18 protein-coding genes are annotated in these 18,097 nt (G+C 62.8%); 10 read left to right on the top strand and 8 right to left on the bottom strand.

What is annotated here, in order from left to right:
* Positions 1–610: 610 nt before the first annotated feature.
* From mtgA to mpl, 5 genes are all read right to left on the bottom strand, one after another.
* Positions 611–1,333: a monofunctional biosynthetic peptidoglycan transglycosylase gene (mtgA, locus tag PQR27_RS18080; protein WP_408525517.1), complete on the bottom strand. Its 723-nt coding sequence runs from the start codon at positions 1,331–1,333 to the stop codon at positions 611–613.
* Positions 1,334–1,382: 49 nt separating this feature from the next.
* Positions 1,383–2,246, bottom strand: coding sequence for a shikimate dehydrogenase (gene aroE / locus PQR27_RS18085; RefSeq protein WP_408524925.1), 864 nt, complete (start codon positions 2,244–2,246; stop codon positions 1,383–1,385).
* Positions 2,243–4,372: a ribonuclease catalytic domain-containing protein gene (locus tag PQR27_RS18090; RefSeq protein ID WP_408524926.1), complete on the bottom strand. Its 2,130-nt coding sequence runs from the start codon at positions 4,370–4,372 to the stop codon at positions 2,243–2,245. Before PQR27_RS18090 ends, aroE begins: the two co-directional genes overlap by 4 nt.
* Positions 4,373–4,550: 178 nt before the next feature.
* Positions 4,551–5,153, bottom strand: a complete 603-nt coding sequence (locus tag PQR27_RS18095) for a YqiA/YcfP family alpha/beta fold hydrolase (RefSeq protein ID WP_408524927.1) — start codon at positions 5,151–5,153, stop codon at positions 4,551–4,553.
* Positions 5,150–6,544: a UDP-N-acetylmuramate:L-alanyl-gamma-D-glutamyl-meso-diaminopimelate ligase gene (gene mpl, locus PQR27_RS18100; protein ID WP_408524928.1), complete on the bottom strand. Its 1,395-nt coding sequence runs from the start codon at positions 6,542–6,544 to the stop codon at positions 5,150–5,152. Before mpl ends, PQR27_RS18095 begins: the two co-directional genes overlap by 4 nt.
* 196 nt (positions 6,545–6,740) lie before the next feature.
* Here mpl and PQR27_RS18105 point away from each other — a divergent pair, with 196 nt between their 5' ends.
* The 10 genes from PQR27_RS18105 to PQR27_RS18150 all read left to right on the top strand — a co-directional run bounded on the left by PQR27_RS18105 (position 6,741) and on the right by PQR27_RS18150 (position 15,002).
* On the top strand, positions 6,741–7,394 hold the full coding sequence (locus PQR27_RS18105; protein WP_408524929.1) for a UDP-N-acetylmuramate--alanine ligase: 654 nt from the start codon (positions 6,741–6,743) through the stop codon (positions 7,392–7,394).
* A gap of 11 nt (positions 7,395–7,405) precedes the next feature.
* On the top strand, positions 7,406–7,957 hold the full coding sequence (locus PQR27_RS18110) for a TlpA family protein disulfide reductase (protein ID WP_408524930.1): 552 nt from the start codon (positions 7,406–7,408) through the stop codon (positions 7,955–7,957).
* A gap of 194 nt (positions 7,958–8,151) precedes the next feature.
* A complete protein-coding gene (gene aroQ, locus PQR27_RS18115; protein WP_408504470.1) occupies positions 8,152–8,607 on the top strand; it encodes a type II 3-dehydroquinate dehydratase in 456 nt (151 codons plus the stop codon).
* 68 nt (positions 8,608–8,675) lie between these two features.
* Entirely contained in the window at positions 8,676–9,146 is a 471-nt protein-coding gene (accB, locus tag PQR27_RS18120; RefSeq protein ID WP_012434379.1) for an acetyl-CoA carboxylase biotin carboxyl carrier protein, read from the top strand.
* A gap of 119 nt (positions 9,147–9,265) precedes the next feature.
* Complete coding sequence (gene accC / locus PQR27_RS18125; protein WP_408524931.1) at positions 9,266–10,633, top strand: acetyl-CoA carboxylase biotin carboxylase subunit; 1,368 nt, start codon at positions 9,266–9,268, stop codon at positions 10,631–10,633.
* A gap of 3 nt (positions 10,634–10,636) precedes the next feature.
* Positions 10,637–11,539, top strand: coding sequence for a 50S ribosomal protein L11 methyltransferase (gene prmA, locus PQR27_RS18130; protein WP_408524932.1), 903 nt, complete (start codon positions 10,637–10,639; stop codon positions 11,537–11,539).
* 48 nt (positions 11,540–11,587) lie between these two features.
* On the top strand, positions 11,588–12,889 hold the full coding sequence (locus PQR27_RS18135) for a DUF3426 domain-containing protein (RefSeq protein WP_408524933.1): 1,302 nt from the start codon (positions 11,588–11,590) through the stop codon (positions 12,887–12,889).
* A 74-nt stretch (positions 12,890–12,963) separates the two neighbouring features.
* Entirely contained in the window at positions 12,964–13,464 is a 501-nt protein-coding gene (tpx, locus tag PQR27_RS18140; protein ID WP_408524934.1) for a thiol peroxidase, read from the top strand.
* 97 nt (positions 13,465–13,561) lie between these two features.
* On the top strand, positions 13,562–14,500 hold the full coding sequence (locus PQR27_RS18145; protein WP_408524935.1) for a carbohydrate kinase family protein: 939 nt from the start codon (positions 13,562–13,564) through the stop codon (positions 14,498–14,500).
* Positions 14,501–14,525: 25 nt separating this feature from the next.
* Positions 14,526–15,002, top strand: coding sequence for an outer membrane lipoprotein (locus PQR27_RS18150; protein WP_408524936.1), 477 nt, complete (start codon positions 14,526–14,528; stop codon positions 15,000–15,002).
* A 263-nt stretch (positions 15,003–15,265) separates the two neighbouring features.
* Here the strand turns inward: PQR27_RS18150 and PQR27_RS18155 are convergent, their stop codons facing one another.
* The 3 genes from PQR27_RS18155 to PQR27_RS18165 form a co-directional block, all read right to left on the bottom strand.
* Positions 15,266–15,883 (bottom strand): histone H1-like DNA-binding protein, encoded by a 618-nt coding sequence (locus tag PQR27_RS18155; RefSeq protein WP_011489883.1) that lies wholly within the window; start codon positions 15,881–15,883, stop codon positions 15,266–15,268.
* Positions 15,884–15,913: 30 nt separating this feature from the next.
* On the bottom strand, positions 15,914–16,240 hold the full coding sequence (locus PQR27_RS18160; RefSeq protein ID WP_408524937.1) for a hypothetical protein: 327 nt from the start codon (positions 16,238–16,240) through the stop codon (positions 15,914–15,916).
* An 85-nt stretch (positions 16,241–16,325) separates the two neighbouring features.
* Complete coding sequence (locus tag PQR27_RS18165; RefSeq protein ID WP_408524938.1) at positions 16,326–17,561, bottom strand: ribonucleotide-diphosphate reductase subunit beta; 1,236 nt, start codon at positions 17,559–17,561, stop codon at positions 16,326–16,328.
* Positions 17,562–18,097 lie beyond the last annotated feature (536 nt).

Below are 18,097 nucleotides of genomic sequence, written 5' to 3' on the forward strand. Positions count from 1 at the left end.
TTCCCCCTGTGCGGGGGGGCACCTACTTTTCTTTGCCGCCGCAAAGAAAAGTAGGCAAAAGAAAGCGGCTCACACCGCCAATTTTTAAGCGGGTCCCCTGGCTTGGAGGGGATTGTGGTCCGATTAACGGATCACACCTCGGTCCATAACGGTCTGTGACACAGCCGTCATCCGCTCCCACTCCGCACTGCGTGCGTCGCGGACGGGTCTGCCAGGGAAACCGGGTGCTTCGTTTGTACGCGGTGGGGGCCATCGGCTTCGCCTCGGCGAGGCGCCGAAAAACACTGGAAGTTTTGAAACCCGGCGGGTGGTTCGATGAAGTACCGCCTCGGCGCGCGCAGCGCCGCCGGAGGTATGACGGCCTGGTCACTCAGGCGGGGAGGTGCGCAGGCTCGATCTCTACGGAGCCAAGGTCCCCTCCAAGCCAGGGGAGCCGCTTAAGAGTTAGCGGTTTGAAGCCGCTTTCTTTTGCCTACTTTTCTTTGCGGCCGGCAAAGAAAAGTAGGTGCCGCCCCGCACAGGGGCGACGCTAATAAACCAATAAGAAAGCAAGGAGAGGCCAAAGAAGCCAGAACCAGGAAATGCCGCCGCAAAAGGCAAAAAGAAACCTTTATTCCGGCAACTCCGCGGCCCCCATGCGCCGCGCAATAACCTTAGCCCGCTGGGCCAAATACCCCGAGCCTCTGTGCTCGTCAAAATACTTGGGCCGCGGCAGCATGACAGCCAACCGAGCCGACTGCGCAGCAGTCAACTTATCAGCCGAAGTCTTAAAGTAATACCGCGCTGCCGCCTCGGCGCCATACACCCCATTGCCCCACTCAACGGAGTTGAGATAAATCTCAAAGATCCGTTCCTTGTCCATCAAGGTCTCGAGCATCCATGTGATGATCAGCTCCTGCCCCTTGCGGATATAACTCTTCTCCCGCGACAAAAACAGATTCCGCGCCAATTGCTGGGTAATCGTCGAACCGCCTCGAACAATCCGGCCCTTGGCCTTGTTCTTCTCCCACGCCTGCAAAATGGCGTCCGTCTCATATCCATTGTTATTGACGAAATTCGCGTCCTCGGAAGCAATAATCGCCCGCTTCAGATTGCGTGAAATCTGCTCGTACGGCACCCACGCGTGTTGCACAGCAAGATCCGGCCGATCCTGCGACAGCCGCCACGCATCCGATCGCATGAAAGCAGTCGACTGAGGATTGACGTAATTCCACACCGCAATCTGCGCAAAGTAAAACGCCTGCGTCGCAAACCACGCGATCGCCACCACGGCGCCCAGATAAAACATCCACCGCACCGGACCCGGCCGGCTCGCGCGCCGCGTTGCTGTCATCGTGGTCACAGTCCTCGAGTCGATGGAAAGCGGAAGGTCAAACGCTCACTCAGGCGTGCGATGGCGCAATCAGCAGCGCGCGCAACTCGGCCAACACCGGCGCGCCGTCCGGACGCACGCCGCGCCACACATAAAAAGACTCAGCAGCCTGTTCGACCAGCATGCCAAGACCGTCGGCGCCGCGCGCGCCAAGCTTCCGCGCGTGCTCCATGAACACCGTCGGATGCGCGCCGTACATCATGTCGTAAGCAAGCGTGCCGGCGCCAAACGCACGGTCGTCGCACTCCGGAAGCGAGGCGTCGAGACTGCCCGCCGTGGCGTTGACGATCACGTCGTACTGGCCCGCTTCGATCGCTCGCGCGCTGCCGCCCGTCAGACGGCAAAGCGCGTCGCGCGCCGGTTGCGCAAACTGGTCGACCAGCGCTTCGGCCTTCTCCGCCGTGCGATTGACGATCGTCAGCGTGTGCGGCGCCCGGTCGAGCATCGGCAGCACCACGCCGCGCGCGGCGCCGCCCGCACCGAGCAACAGAATGCGCGCGCCCTTTAACGACACGCCAAGATTCACCTCGATGTCGCGCACGAGACCGAAGCCGTCAGTGTTGTCGCCGTAAATGCCGTTGGAATCGATGCGCAGAGTGTTCACCGCGCCCGCCGCCGCCGCGCGCGGCGACAATGTGTCAGCAAACGCGTGCGCGTCGAGCTTGAATGGCACGGTCACATTCAGGCCGCGCCCGCCCGCTTCGATAAAGGCGCGTACGTGCGGCACGAACGCATCCACCGGCGCGAGCAGGCGGCCGTACTCGACCGGCTCACCGGTTTGCGCGGCAAAGCGTCCGTGAATAAACGGCGATTTGCTGTGGCCAATCGGATTGCCGATCACCGCATAGCGATCGGGTACGTCGTTCGTGCTCATCGTCCCGGCTCCGCTACGTGCTGATCCGCTGCTGCGTCGCTGGCGCCGTCGCCGTTTTCGGCCTCGCCCGCTGCAGCCGTCTCGCCATCGAGGTCCGCTTCGGCCTGCGCCTCGGCTTCGGCTTCGGCGCCCTCGTCGGCGGCGTCGACGATTTCGTCTTCGCTGTCGTCGGCCTCGTCGCCCTCGTCGGCTTCTTCAGCCTCGCTGCCGCTTGTTACGGTCGGCGCGTCGAGCACGTGCAACAGCCGCACGGACGCTTCGACAGTCAGTTCGTCGATCGACATCACTTCCATCTGCAAACGCGTGCCGCGCGCATGCACGCCGAGGCCCGGCACGTGCAGCAGCAACGGAATCTCTTCGAGGCGCACGAGATCGCCCTTCACCACCGATGCCACGACCTGCTTCCGGTTCTCCTGCTTCAGCCAGCGCAGACACCAGAAATACTCCATGCGGCGCTGGTGATCGGCATACGCGGTGTAGGTGTCGTCGAAACCCTGGACGACGGCGAACAGATCGGCGTCCTTCGGCTTGAACGGCGCCGCCAGTTTCGCGGTCACGCCGTGCTGCACGCAGGCGATCAGCTGCCACTGGTTCACGAGGTCGACGTAACGGCGCAGCGGCGACGTGCTCCACGCATATTGCGTGACACCAAGACCTTCGTGCGGCGCGGCATTGGTCTGCATGCGCGTGCGCTTCGGGCCGGTCGGCGCGCCGAACGCGCGCTGGGTACGATAAATACCCGGCACACCGTGATCGTGCAGGAACGCGCCCCACGACGAATTGGCGAGAATCGCCAGCTCGGCGACGATCGTGTCGAGCGGCGAACCACGCCGGCGCGGCGTGATCGTGATGTGCTCGCCTTCCACGTAGAAGTTGAAGTCGGTATTGCGTTGCACTTCGCGGCGCAGGCCGTAACCGGCACGCGCGGTCTGACGCCTTTCGAACAGCGCCTGCGCGAACGGCCACAGCACGGCGATGTCATCTTTGTGCGGATACTCGCCGCTGCCGGCGGCAAGCGCCTCTTCGGTGACGAGTTCATCGAGCGTGTTGTGACGCAGGTTGTTCTTCACGAACACGCGCTCGGCGCGCGTTTCGCTCGCCACAATCTCCTGGGTCTCGCGATTGACGATGACGTACAGCGAGAGCGCCGGCCGCAAGCCGCCTTCGGCCAGCGTGAACGCTTCGACTACGCTGTCAGGCAGCATCGTGATCTTGTCGCCCGGCATATAGACGGTCGACAGGCGCGTGCGCGCAATGGCGTCCACGTCGTCGCCACGTTCGATGCCGAGCGCCGGCGCGGCAATGTGCACGCCGATTCGCACGCGACCGTCGGCCAGATGCTCGATCGAGAATGCGTCGTCGATTTCTGTGGTGGTGACATCGTCGATCGAAAAGGCCTCGACATTGGCCTCCGGCAGATCGTCCGGCACGTTGCCCACGGTGACCGGTGGGAATCCGGTGCCATGCGGGAAAAACTCGGAGAGGAATTTCGCCTCGTGCAGCGCGCGGGCCGACGGAATGCCACCGCACTCGAGCATCAGCCGCGCCTGCGAAATGCCACGCGCTGCCGCTGCGCCTTCGAGCGCCTTGTATTCGATGGTGTTCTTGTCGGGTTTCGTCAGAAGTCCGAGCGCTTTGGCGCCGGCAAATCCTTCGGGCAGACGGCCGGCTTTCAGTTCCTCTTCGTAGCCGGCCTGCACCAGCGCCTGCTGACGCTTACGCTCGAGTCCGGCGAGCGCCATCTGCAGCTGCTCCTGCGGCGCGCGTTGATACATGCCGCGGCCCTTGCGACGGAAATACACCGGCGCGCCGTGCATACGCAGCACGAGCGCCGCGCGCTCGATCGCGCCGAAGCGCTCGCCGAAGTACTCCGCGCCCAGCGCGGCGAACGGGAATTCGTCCTCGGGCGCGCATTCCCACAGGAAATCGAGATCGATATCCTGCGCGGCGGCGTCGGCCTGCTGCATCAACTCGGCTGCGGTCGGCTTGTCGAACTCGATCAGCACATCTTTCGCGCGCACCTTGGCACGCCGGCCACCCGGCAACTCGACCTGAAACGCGTCGCCCTGGCGCGACAGCACGCTGCCCGCCTTGAAACTGCCCGATTCCTCGAAGAAAACGTTCACTCAATACTCTCGTTCTGACTTGCATCTGCCGGCGCGCCCGATGGTGCGACTATTCGACTATCGGTCACAGCTCGCGCGGCTCGGCAACGTGTTCGTGGTAGTGGGTCCGCGGCGCGATAGACACGCGCCGGCGGCATGAATCTCATGATCGGCGCCTGGCGCCGGCCGATCTCCGGCGCTAGGCCGCCTCGCGCGGCGCCGGTGGCTCGATGTCTTCGGCGTCGCAAAAGGCCAGCACCTCGTCGACGTATTGCGCGAACTCGCTGATCGCGTGATCGCTGCCTTCAATCAGCGTAGTGCGGGCGCCGGGATAGTGCGCGAGCATTTCGCGGTAGTCGAGCACTTCGTCGCCGGTAGCCGCCATCAAATAATAGCGTTCAGGGCGCGTAATCGACGCCACGCCGAGCGCGCGCAATTCGTCCAGATGATGCGGTTCGACGACGATGCTGCCGCCGCCGTGCCATAACGGCTGTTCGCCGAGATACGCGCTCAGGTCGCGCTGCGGCACGACCGCGGGATTCAGCAGCACGGCCGGCCAGCCGTGCTTTTCGGCCAGATGGGTGGCGAAATAGCCGCCGAGCGAACTGCCGATCAGCGTGACCCGGTCGGTGCCGGCAGCCGCCACCAGCGACTCGGCGAGCGCCACTGTTTCCAGCGGCGAGACCGGCAGTATCGGGCAACACCATTCGTCGCTGCGGCCGAGTTCGACCAGACGGGCCGCAAGCACGCGCGCCTTGAACGAATTCGGCGATGAGCGAAAACCGTGCAGATAAAGGATCACGACGTGCCTCGCCTGGACAGGGCGTCGAGCAGCCTCTGATGCACGCCGCCGAAGCCGCCGTTGCTCATCACCAGAATCTGGTCGCCGGGACGCGCTGCGTGGACCACTGCCTTAACCAGGGCGTCGAGATTGTCGAAGGCCTGCGCCTTGCCGCCGAGCGGCGCGAGCGCCTCGCCGAGATTCCAGCCGAGCGCGTCGCGGCCGCTCGGCGCGCCGTAGCCGAATACGAGGTCGGCGTCGGCAAGACTGGTGGGCAATTGCGCCTTCATCACGCCAAGCTTCATGGTGTTCGAGCGCGGTTCGAGCACGGCGAGAATCCGCGTATTGTCGCGGCCGACGCGGGCACGCAATCCGGCCACGGTGGTGTCGATCGCGGTGGGATGGTGCGCAAAGTCGTCGTAGACAGTGACGCCGTCGATGCTGCCGCGCACTTCCATGCGGCGCTTCACATTGCGAAAGCTCGCCAGTGACTTCGCGGCCTGTGCTGGCGGCACGCCGACATGCCGCGCGGCAGCGATCGCGGCGATCGCGTTCATCCGGTTGTGTTCGCCCTGCACCTGCCACTCGACCTCGCCGACTCGCTCGGCGTTGTGATACACGGCGAAACGCTCGTCGACCGGCACGCCGTCTTCGGCCGGCAAGGTTTCCCAGCCGCCCTGCACGCCGAAACGCTCGACTTCGCTCCAGCAACCGCGCGTCAACACACGCTCCAGCGCGTCTTCACGGCCGTTCGTCACCACGCGGCCGATGCCCGGCACCGTACGGATCAGGTGGTGGAACTGCGTTTCGATCGCCGCCAGGTCGGGGAAAATATCGGCGTGATCGAACTCCAGGTTGTTCAGAATCGCGGTTTTGGGGCGGTAATGAACGAACTTCGAGCGCTTGTCGAAGAAGGCCGTGTCGTATTCGTCGGCCTCGATCACGAAGAAGCTCGAATCGGTCAGCCGCGCCGACACGCCGAAGTTCAGCGGCACGCCGCCGATCAGGAAACCAGGATTGAGGCCCGCGTCTTCGAGCAGCCAGGTCAGCATCGAGCTGGTGGTGGTCTTGCCGTGCGTGCCCGCCACGGCCAGCACCCATTTGCCGTTCAGCACGTGTTCGCCGAGCCACTGCGGCCCCGATACATAGGGCAGGCCGCGGTCGAGAATCGCTTCCATGAGCGGGTTACCGCGCGAGACCACGTTGCCGATCACGAACAGGTCGGCGTTCAGCCCGTTGAGCTGGTCAGCGTCATATCCTTCGATCAGACGGATGCCTTGTGCCTCGAGTTGCGTGCTCATCGGCGGATAAACGCCGGCGTCGCAGCCCGTCACGGTATGACCCGCGCCGCGCGCGAGGACCGCGAGACCGCCCATGAACGTGCCGCAGATGCCAAGGATGTGGATGTGCATAAGCCTGTCGTGCCGCGCGGGCGTTTTTGCGAGGGATGGGAGTGCGCAGGAGCGGCCGAAACGACCGTCTGCAAAGGTCGCTATTGTAACCGACGCCTTCGCATCGCCCTACGCCGGCCCGCCCTGCTGCTTGCCGCCCGGGAGCCCGCGCGAGCACCTCGAAAGGCGCGTCATCAATCTCTAGTATGATTGAGAGATGGTTCGCAAATCACATTTCGATCCGCAGCGTGTGCGCGAGGAAATCGCCATCGCGGCTGCCCGGATGATCGCTGAAGACGGTCTCGACTACGCAACGGCCAAGCGTAAAGCGGCACGGCAGATAGTCGGCGAGAGCCGTGTTGCCGGCGAATGGCTGCCGGATAACGACCAGATCGAAGAAGAAATCCGTGAGTATCAGTCGCTCTTTCAGGGCGACAGCCAACCGGCTCTGCTGCGCCGTCTGCGGCGCGTGGCGATCGACTGGATGCAGCGCCTCGCGGCGTTCAACCCGTATCTGACAGGCGCGGTACTCGGCGGCACGGCCGGCGAGCACTCGGATATTCACCTTCAGGCGTTCTGCGACAACCCCAAGGAAGTCGCGATCTACTTTCTGAACGCCGACATTCAGTACGACGTCTCGGAAACGCGGCATTTTGCCGGCCGCGGCTACGTCGAAACGCTGAGCTTCATGTGGCGTCCCTCGCATGAAGGGCGCGACGCGGACCCGGTGGGCATCCACGTTGCGCTGTACGAGACTGACGACCTGCGCGGCGCCGTGCGGGCCGACGCGCGCGGCCGCACGGCCCGGGCGAATTTGCAGGCGGTTCAGGCGCTGCTCGATAGCAGCGACGTCACACCCTCAACCAATTAAAAGACTCAGGCATGAATACGAGACGGATTCTGGCAGGCGCGCTGGTCGCAGTTATCGCCGCGGGCGGCGGTGTGCTGGCCAATCATCTGCTGAATGGTGGCAGCACCGAAGTGGCCCAGGCTGCGCAGGCCGGCTCGGGAGAAAGCGCGGTCCAGCAGTTGTGGGCGGCACCCGTCACCACTGTGGACGGCAAACCTCAGTCGCTAAGTTTGCTTAAAGGCCACCCAATCGTCGTCAACTTCTGGGCATCGTGGTGCGGCCCGTGCGTCGAAGAAATGCCGGCCCTGTCGCAGCTTCAGCGCGAATATGCGAAGAAAGGGATCCAGTTCGTGGGACTTGGCGTCGATTCAAACAAAAATGTGCAGGCGTTCCTGCAAAAGGTGAACGTCGCCTACCCAGTCTATGTGACAGGATTCGGCGGTGCCGACCTGGCGCGTGCGTTCGGCAATACTGCAGGCGGCCTGCCCTTTACCGTGGTAATTGACGCAAAAGGCAACATCCGCTCGACAAAATTAGGCCAAATCGACCCTCAGGCGCTGAAACAGACGCTCGACGCGCTATAAATTTCACATTCTTTTAACGCTCAAATACAGCCGGTACGCGCGAAATTGCGCGCAATTCGTGCAAATTTGAGAGAAGATGGGCGCGCGGAGCGGCGGCAAAACGTCGACGGAATCAATCCGTACGTGCGGGAAACTAGACAAGTTTCTCTAATCAGCGCTAAAGTGCGCCCAATTCCACGGAAAAAGAAGCGACCATGACGCGACTGCTGGTACTGCACGGCCCCAACCTCAACCTTCTCGGCACCCGGGAACCCGAGGTCTACGGTCGCGTGACCCTACCGCAGATCGATCAGGCGCTAGCGGACCGCGCAGCGGACGCCGACGTCGAGCTGGCGTCGTTCCAGAGCAATCATGAAGGCGCCCTGGTCGACCGCATCCAATCCGCCCGGACTGAAAAAACCGATTTCATACTGATCAATCCCGCCGCGTACACGCACACCAGCGTGGCCATTCGGGACGCACTGGCGGGGGTCGGCATCCCGTTCGTCGAGATTCATCTGTCGAACGTACATCGCCGCGAACCGTTCCGGCATCACTCGTATTTCTCCGACCAGGCAGAGGGCGTGATTTGCGGCCTCGGCTGGAAGGGTTATCTGTACGCGCTCGAATTCGCGCTCGACCGGCTGTCAGCCGGCTCGTCGCGCGGCTGATTCCAAACACGTCTAATTTGTGTCGGCTGCGCACGCGCCGGCACTTTATGCATTGAAAGGGGCTTCTGATGGATTTACGTAAACTGAAAACTCTGATCGACCTCGTCTCCGAGTCCGGTATTTCCGAACTCGAAGTGACTGAGGGCGAAGGCAAGGTCCGCATCGTCAAGAATGCGCCGCCGGTTTACGTGCAACCGTCCGCCTCGTATGCGCCGCAGTACGCGCAGCCGGCGCCGGCAATCGGCGGCGAAGCCCCCGCCGCTGCAGCAGCCGCACCGGCTACGCCGGCCGCCGCCGCGCCGCAAGGCCACGTCGTGACCTCGCCGATGGTCGGCACGTTCTACCGCGCGCCGTCGCCGGGCGCCGATCCGTTTGTCCAGGTGGGCGATACGGTCAAGGAAGGCCAGACGATCTGCATCATCGAAGCGATGAAGCTGCTCAACGAAATCGAGTCGGACAAGTCGGGCGTGGTCAAGGAAATCCTCGTCGAAAACGGCCAGGCCGTCGAATACGGCCAACCGCTGTTCGTGGTCGGCTAACGCGGCACGCTGTGCGTTTGCCGTCCGCGCGCCTGCTTCGCCGGGGCGCGCGACCGATCCTCTGAGGTAGCCGTGCGTTGTGAACAACCCGGCGCCCATTGATGAGTCGAAAACCCGCTATGTTTGAAAAAATCCTCATTGCCAATCGTGGCGAGATCGCGCTTCGTATCCAGCGCGCCTGCCGCGAACTCGGCGTCAAGACGGTCGTCGTCTATTCAGAAGCCGACAAGGAAGCCAAGTACGTGAAGCTCGCCGACGAGGCGGTCTGTATCGGCCCGGCGCCTTCGAATCTGAGCTATCTGAACATGCCGGCGCTGATCAGCGCGGCCGAAGTCACCGACGCCGAAGCGATTCACCCCGGCTACGGCTTCCTGTCGGAAAACGCCGACTTTGCCGAACGCGTCGAGCAGTCTGGCTTCACCTTCATCGGCCCGCGCCCGGAAACGATCCGGATGATGGGCGACAAGGTGACCGCCAAGCAAACCATGATCAAGACCGGCGTGCCTTGCGTGCCGGGCTCCGAAGGCGCGTTGCCGGACGATCCGAAAGAGATCGTGAAGATTGCCCGCCAGGTCGGCTATCCGGTGATCATCAAGGCGGCCGGCGGCGGCGGTGGCCGCGGCATGCGCGTGGTGCATACGGAAGCGGCGCTGGTCAACGCGGTCAACATGACGCGCGAAGAAGCCGGCCGTGCATTCGGCAATCCGCAGGTCTACATGGAGAAATTCCTGGAGAACCCGCGGCACATCGAAATTCAGATCCTGGCCGACTCGTTCAGGAACGCGGTCTGGCTGGGCGAGCGCGATTGCTCGATGCAGCGCCGTCACCAGAAAGTGATCGAAGAAGCGCCGGCGCCGGGTATCGCGCGCCGCCTGATCGACCGGATCGGCGATCGTTGCGCGGACGCCTGCAAGAAGATGGGCTACCTTGGCGCGGGAACCTTCGAATTCCTGTACGAAAACGGCGAGTTCTATTTCATCGAAATGAATACGCGCGTGCAGGTCGAGCATCCGGTGACCGAGCTGATCACCGGCGTCGACATCGTGCAGGAACAGATCCGCATCGCGGCCGGCGAGAAGCTCGCGTTCCGTCAGCGCGACATCGTCTTCAAGGGTCATGCGATCGAATGCCGGATCAACGCGGAAGATCCGTTCAAGTTCACGCCGTCGCCGGGACGTTTGACTTCATGGCACATGCCGGGCGGCCCCGGCATCCGTGTCGATTCGCACGCCTACAATGGCTATTTCGTGCCGCCGAACTATGATTCGATGATCGGCAAGCTGATCGCTTACGGCGCGACGCGCGAGCAGGCGATCAAGCGGATGCGTATCGCACTGTCGGAAATGGTGGTTGAAGGCATCCAGACCAACATCCCGCTGCACCGCGAGCTGATGCTCGACGCGAAGTTCGTCGAAGGCGGCACCAGCATTCATTACCTCGAAAACCGGTTGGCCGCGAAGCTGCAGGCCGCGCCGGAAGAAGCGTAAGTCATGAGCTACCGGGAACTGGTCGCCGAGCTGGCACGCGAGCACGCGGAGGAATTCTCCGACGCGCTGCTCGAGTTGGGTGCGCTGTCCGTCTCGGTGGAAGATGCGGATGCCGACACGCCCGACGAGCAGCCGCTGTTCGGCGAGCCCGGCCTCACGCCGGATCGCTCGGCGTGGCAGCGATCGCGCGTGATCGCGCTGCTGGCTCCGGAACACGACCCGGCGGTGCTGCTCACAGCCGCGGCCAACGAAGTAGGCCTGGAAACAGCGCCCTCTTTCACCCTGCGTGAAGTCGAGGAGCAGGATTGGGTGCGGCTCACGCAATCGCAATTCGATCCGATTCCGATCGGCGAGCGCATCTGGGTCGTGCCGTCGTGGCACGATGCACCGGATCCCGAAGCACTTGTGCTGGAGCTCGATCCGGGCCTCGCGTTCGGTACCGGCAGCCATCCCACCACGCGTTTGTGCATGGAATGGCTGGAGCAGTCGGTGAAGCCGGGTCAATCCGTGCTGGACTACGGCTGCGGCTCCGGCATCCTCGCGATCCTCGCGAAGAAGTGTGGCGCCAACCCGGTGTACGGCATCGACATCGATCCGCAGGCGGTGGAATCGGCGCGTCACAACAGTGAGCGCAACCGCGCGGACGTCACCTACGGCCTGCCTGACGCATGCCCCGCCGACGAGTTCGATATCGTGGTCGCCAATATCCTGTCCAATCCGCTGAAGCTGATGGCGTCGATGCTGTCGTCGAAGGTCAAGCCGGGTGGCCGGATCGCGCTGTCAGGCATTCTGGCGCGGCAGGCGGACGAAGTGGCGCAGGTCTACGCGCGCTGGATCGACATCGCCGTATGGCGTGAACACGAAGGTTGGGTATGTCTCGCGGGAACGCGCCGCGAAAGCCATTAGAATAAGGCGTATTGTCCAACCAACGGCCTTTCGGCTTACCGGCTCAATATGCTCCTGGCGACGCGTTGCCCCTTCTGCGAAACCGTCTTCCGCCTTCAGCCGGCGCAGCTCGCGCTGCGTCGCGGCCTCGTGCGGTGCGGGCATTGCAACGAAGTATTCGACGCATCGAGCAGCCTGTTCGAACTGGCCGAGGGCGGTGACTTCTCCACCGCCAAACCGGTCGCCGCAGCAGCGGCGATCGAGGCCCTCTCCGGCGTACGCCCGAAGGGTCCGGACTTCAGCGCGGAAGCGTGGGACCCCTGGGCCGCCGCGCCCGATGCTGCGATCGACAACCGTCTGCTTCATAACGCCAGCAATCTGCCGCTCATGCCGGTCTCGACCGGCGCGGGCGTTGCGGTCACGCCGCGCCACGCCGCTGAGCCCGAACTGCCGGCCAGCGCCGTCGCCACGCCCACTCCGCCCGATCACGAACCGGTTCTTGCGGATGCGCCGCTCGAACCGCTCGCCTACGAAGCCGATTCGCCACCGGAAGATGCGCCACGCGTCTGGCACAAGACCGAGCGTCCTTCTGAATATCCCGTGGACGAACCGATGCTCGGCGAGCCGGCTACCTTGCATGGCATTCCTGACAATGAGCCGTATTTTGGCGCCGCCGGCGTAGGCGCGGCTGGCGTAGGTACGGCCGGTGTAGGCGCCGCCGGTGTGGGCGCGGCCCGCGCAGGCGCTGCCGACCCGGGCATCGGCGACCCAGGCACCAGCATTCCCAAGGGCCCCATCCCTTCCAGCGGCGAGCCCTTCGTGGTCCAGCCGGTGAATGAAGGCCTCGATCCCTTCCCGGTGGTGCGCGAAACCCGGCCGCCCGAACCGCGCCGCGTCGGCTGGATCGTATTCGGATCGCTGGCGGCGGTGCTGCTGGTCATCGCATTGCTCGCGCAACTCGCCTGGTGGCAACGCGAGACGGTCCAGGTCTACTTCCCGCGTTCGCAGACACTGTATGCGAAGGCCTGCGCACAGCTTGGCTGTCAGATTGCTCCGCCGCACGACATCGACGGCTTGCAGGTCGAGCCCTCCGATCTGCGGCAGATCGACGGCCCGCACAAGCTCGAACTGAAGATGCCGCTGCGCAATCGATTCAATGTCGCGCTGGCCTACCCGGCCATCGAACTCACGCTGCTCGACGATCAGAACAATGTCGCCGTGCGCCGCGTGCTGTGGCCACAAGACTACGTCGCACCCGGTACCCCGATCGCGGCCGGCCTGCCGGCGCATACGACCCAAACCATGATCGTGCATCTCGACACGGGCAACGCAGTCGCCTCCAATTTCCGCGTACAGATTTTTTATCCGTAACGCGCTTCCGCGCGCCTGGCGCTGACCGGGCGCGTTCACCGTCATTTCTGACGACCTTTTCGGAGCACAACAACATGAGTCAAGTCACGCTGGGCGGTAACCCGATCGAAGTAGCCGGCGCGTTTCCGTCGGTAGGCCAGAAAGCCCCCGCGTTTTCGCTGGTCGGCAAGGATCTGAAGCCGGTCTCGCTCGCCGACTTCGCTGGCAAGCGCAAAGTGTTGAACATCGTGCCGAGCCTCGACACGCCGACCTGCGCTACGTCGACCCGCAAGTTCAACGAAGCCGCCGCGAAGCTGACCAACACGGCAGTGATCGTCGTGTCGGGCGACCTGCCGTTCGCCGCGTCGCGCTTCTGCACGACCGAAGGCATCGAGAACGTCGTGACGGCGTCCACGTTCCGCGGCCATGACTTCGCGCAAGCCTATGGCGTCGACGTGACGAGCGGCCCGCTGACGGGCCTGACGGCACGCGCCGTGGTGGTGGTCGACGAGAACGACAACGTCGTGCACGCGGAACTGGTCGGCGAAATCAAGAACGAGCCGAACTACGACGCAGCACTTGCCGCGCTGAAGTAACACCTTCGCGCACGAAGCCCCGGCGCCGCGCTCGTGCGCGGCGCTGTCACATCGTCGCGCCCAATTCTCTTGATTGATTTTTACAGGAACGCTCGCCTTGGCTACGCTGATTTGCGGTTCGCTCGCCTACGACAACATCATGACCTTCGAAGGCCGCTTTCGGGATCACATCCTGCCTGAGCAGGTCCACATCCTGAATGTGAGCTTTCTCGTGCCGACGATGCGCCGCGAGTTCGGCGGCTGCGCGGGCAACATTGCGTACTCGCTGCATCTGCTGGGCGGCAACGCACGCATCATGGCAACGCTCGGCGCGGTGGATGCGCAGCTTTACATGGACCGGCTCGCGCAACTCGGTCTGTCGACGGAAAACGTGCGGGTGGTAGCGGACACGTACTCCGCCCAGGCCATGATCACTACCGATCTGGAAAACAATCAGATCACCGCGTTCCACCCGGGCGCGATGATGCAGTCGCATCTGAATCGCGCCGATCAGGCGAAGGGCATCACGCTCGGCATCGTCGCGCCTGACGGCTATGACGGCATGGTCCAGCATTCGGAGCATCTGGCAGCGGCCGGCGTGCCATTCATCTTTGATCCGGGCCAAGGTTTGCCGCTATTCGACGGCCCGTCACTGCGGCGCATGATTGAACTTGCTACTTACGTCGCTGTCAACGATTACGAAGCCAAACTGGTGAGTAACAAAACGGGTTGGTCGATTGAAGAAATCGCCAGCAAGGTCGACGCGCTGATCGTGACACTGGGCGAACAAGGCGCGCGCATTCATCACGCCGGCGGCGTTGAAGAGATTCCGGCGGTCAAGGCACAGCAAGTGCTCGATCCTACAGGGTGCGGCGACGCGTTCCGCGGCGGTGTGCTGTACGGCATCGAGAACAAGCTCGGCTGGGCCACCACCGGGCGCCTCGCAAGCCTCATGGGCGCGCTGAAGATCGAACACCAGGGTCCGCAGAACTACGCGCCCACCCGGGCGGAGATCAATGAACGGTTCAAGGAGGCGTTCGGATACGACCTGCCGTAATACCGAGAGCTTTTGGAGTTAGGGAATGAAAACAATGAGTCGCCTGGTCGTGGCCGCCTTGATTGCCGGTTCACTGGCCATGTCGGGGTGTGCCTACAACAGCAGTTCTGCTGACGTCTACACGGCGTCGCAGGCACAGCGCGAAGAAACGGTCCGTATGGGCACGGTCGACAGCGTGCGCGCAGTGAAGATCAGCTCGAACAACGGTCAGCCGAGCGGTTTGGGCGCAATCGGCGGCGGCGCGTTGGGCGCGGTGGCGGGTAGCGCGATCGGCGGCGGCCGCGGCTCGATCGTGACAGGCATCATCGGTGGCCTGGCCGGTGCGGTAGCGGGCAATTCGATCGAGAACGGCGTCGCCGTGCGCGACGGTCTCGAGATCACTGTGCGACTCGATAACGGCGACTTGCGCGCAATCACCCAGAGCGCGACCGGCGAGGTGTTCCGCGCCGGCGACCGCGTGCGGCTGCTGTCCAGCGGCGGCGTCACGCGCGTCACGCACTAAAGTTTCCCCTCTCGCGCGGCCGCGCTGCGCGCCGCCGCAGCGACCTCACACGCATGCCTTGGGCATGCGTTTTTTTCGCCTGCTTGTTTTGAGCCACGGCGCACTTCAGGCGATCCGAAGGCGTAGACAAAAAAAATCCCGCCGCCGGAAACCCGGCAACGGGACCCTGACCGAGTAGCGCTCGGTCACACTGCTTCAAGCGCTACTCGATCATCGACACAGAGTACGACGTGCCGAAGTACTTCTTCTACCTTATCCGCCAGTTACGGACGGCTGCCCGTCGGGAACGGCCATGCCGCTGCCGGGTTCAGCGCGGTCTTCACCGTCGCCGCCGGTGCGCTCGAGACAGAAGTCGCAGCGGGAGCAGGCGCAGCCTTCTTGGCGACAGCCTTCTTCGCAGGGGCAGCCTTCTTGGCAGGAGCAGCGGCCTTCTTCGCGGCAGCCTTCTTGGCAGGCGCAGCCTTTTTAGCAGCAGCCTTTTTCGCAGGCGCAGCTTTCTTGGCAGCAGCCTTTTTCGCAGGCGCGGCCTTCTTGGCAGCAGCCTTCTTAGCCGGTGCGGCCTTCTTTGCTGCGGCCTTCTTTGCCGGTGCGGCCTTCTTCGCTGCAACCTTCTTCACTGCGGCCTTCTTCGCCGGTGCTGCCTTCTTCGCTGCAACCTTCTTCACTGCGACTTTCTTGGCTGCAACCTTCTTGGCCGGAGCAGCTTTCTTCGCTGCAACCTTCTTGGCCGGTGCTGCCTTCTTCGCTGCAACCTTCTTCACCGCGACTTTCTTCGCAGCTACTTTCTTCGCCGGAGCGGCCTTCTTAGCCGGAGCAGCCTTCTTTGCTGCGACTTTCTTGGCTGCGGGTTTCTTAGCGGCGGCTTTTTTTGCAGTTGCCATCATTTTCTCCTTCAGGTTTTCAGATGAGAGTCAGTTCAAACTACACCCTTCGTCAAAACCCGCTTCCCGCGGACGCTTCTCAGGGCGCGCGCTACGAAGCGGGCTATTCATCGGCGTACGCAGGTGCTGCGCGCTTACGCTAATGAATGCGGTAAGGCGCGCGGAGCCAATGGGCACCGCGCGCCAGATCTGGTCGGCGCTGGATCTCAGCGCCGGCAATTGCTTGATCGGGCCGCCAGCGCTAACGCCGGCGGCTTTTTCCGGGGGGAAGTTTGCCCATCCCACTGAAGGGTTCGCAAAGTGCCAGCCATGTTTGTGGGTCGCGAAGGCACGCGACGCACCGGGCACGATTTGCATCAGGCGGTTCTGCTCCTAACTAAATTGCCGCGGCCGAAGCCCGCCGGCATCCCCAAAATGAATGCATCTACGGTACGAACCCGGATTACTCCCAGGTCAACGCCCCGCCAGTCTGATATTCGATCACTCGCGTCTCGAAGAAGTTGCGTTCCTTCTTCAGGTCGATCATCTCGCTCATCCACGGGAACGGGTTTTCCTCGTTCGGGTACAGCGGATCGAGACCGATCTGCTGGCAACGGCGGTTGCAGATGAAGCGCAGATAGCTCTTGAACATCGACGCATTGAGGCCGAGCACCCCGCGCGGCATCGTATCTTCTGCGTAACGATATTCAAGTTCGACCGCTTGCTGGAAGATCTCGCGGATTTCCGCGCGGAACTCAGCCGTCCAGAGTTGCGGGTTTTCGAGTTTGATCTGGTTGATCAGGTCGATGCCGAAATTGCAGTGCATCGACTCGTCGCGCAGGATGTATTGGTACTGTTCCGCCGCGCCGGTCATCTTGTTCTGGCGACCCAGCGCCAGGATTTGGGTAAAGCCGACGTAGAAGAACAGGCCTTCCATCACACAGGCGAACACGATCAGCGAGCGCAGCAGGGTTTGGTCTGCTTCGAGCGTGCCGGTCTTGAAGGCCGGGTCGGTCAGCGTATGGATGAACGGAATCAGGAATTCGTCTTTGGCGCGGATCGAGGAAACCTCGTGATACGCGTTGAAGATTTCGCCTTCGTCGAGGCCCAGCGATTCGACGATGTACTGGTAAGCGTGCGTGTGGATCGCCTCTTCGAACGCCTGGCGCAGCAGGAACTGGCGGCATTCGGGCGCCGTGATGTGGCGGTAGGTGCCCAGCACGATGTTGTTGGCGGCGAGGGAATCTGCCGTCACGAAGAAGCCCAGGTTGCGCTTGACGATGCGGCGCTCGTCTTCGGTCAGCCCGTTCGGGTCTTTCCAGAGGGCGATGTCGCGCGACATGTTCACTTCTTGCGGCATCCAGTGGTTGGCACAACCAGCCAGATACTTTTCCCAGGCCCACTTGTATTTGAACGGCACCAACTGATTGACGTCGGTCTGGCCGTTGATGATGCGCTTGTCGGCGACATTGACTCGCGCTTCGGTGGCGGCAGCCGTTCCGGTAGCAGCGTGGGTCACATGAGCAACGGGAGCGACAGCGATGTCGTTCGCGAAGATGTCTTGAGCCGAGGGAGCATGAGGAGCGGAACGCGTTCCGACTTGCGAACCGACAGCCGATCCCGCAGCGTTGCGCAACACATTCTGTTGCGTAGCGCTCGAGGGAGTTACGGCAGTGATCTCGTCATCCCAGTTGAGCATAAATGTCACCATCAATTTAGAACGGTTTGTACCATCTTTTCACGAGCGTTAAAAGAGTTCGCTTGTGAAAAATCCTGTTTTCGATTCGCGTTGCTACGTTCATACAACACTTTGTTCAACAGACTGTGTGCGTTGCCTCATTTGAAGCGTGCTGAACGTGTGTCCTCGAAGTGCTTCGCGAGCTCGAAGAGCAACGTGTCGACATGACGTTTCGCTGCTCTATCTATCTGTATTGCGGAGCGTGCCTGCAGCGTTTTGCGATTGCTTCCTGCTGCCTCGCAGCTTGCCTTCGTTGGGCGTTTCGTCCGCGCTGGCGAGGTGAAGTTCAATGCGATGTTCAGCGATGCATGTGGCCGGTTGCGTTGATCGAGCCGTCGATCGAACCGTCTGCTGAGCGCTCTATGTCGAACGCTGGTCTGTGCTGCCGACTGCTGATTGCTCTCTACCGCTTCCCTCTACCGCTTGCTTGCCGCTTGCTTGCCGCTTGTTGCTTCGATTCGCTGCTTCGATTTGCCGCTTCGATGAGCGGCGCGACG

Source organism: Paraburkholderia fungorum (genome assembly GCF_046027215.1).
GTDB classification, from domain to species: domain Bacteria; phylum Pseudomonadota; class Gammaproteobacteria; order Burkholderiales; family Burkholderiaceae; genus Paraburkholderia; species Paraburkholderia fungorum_D.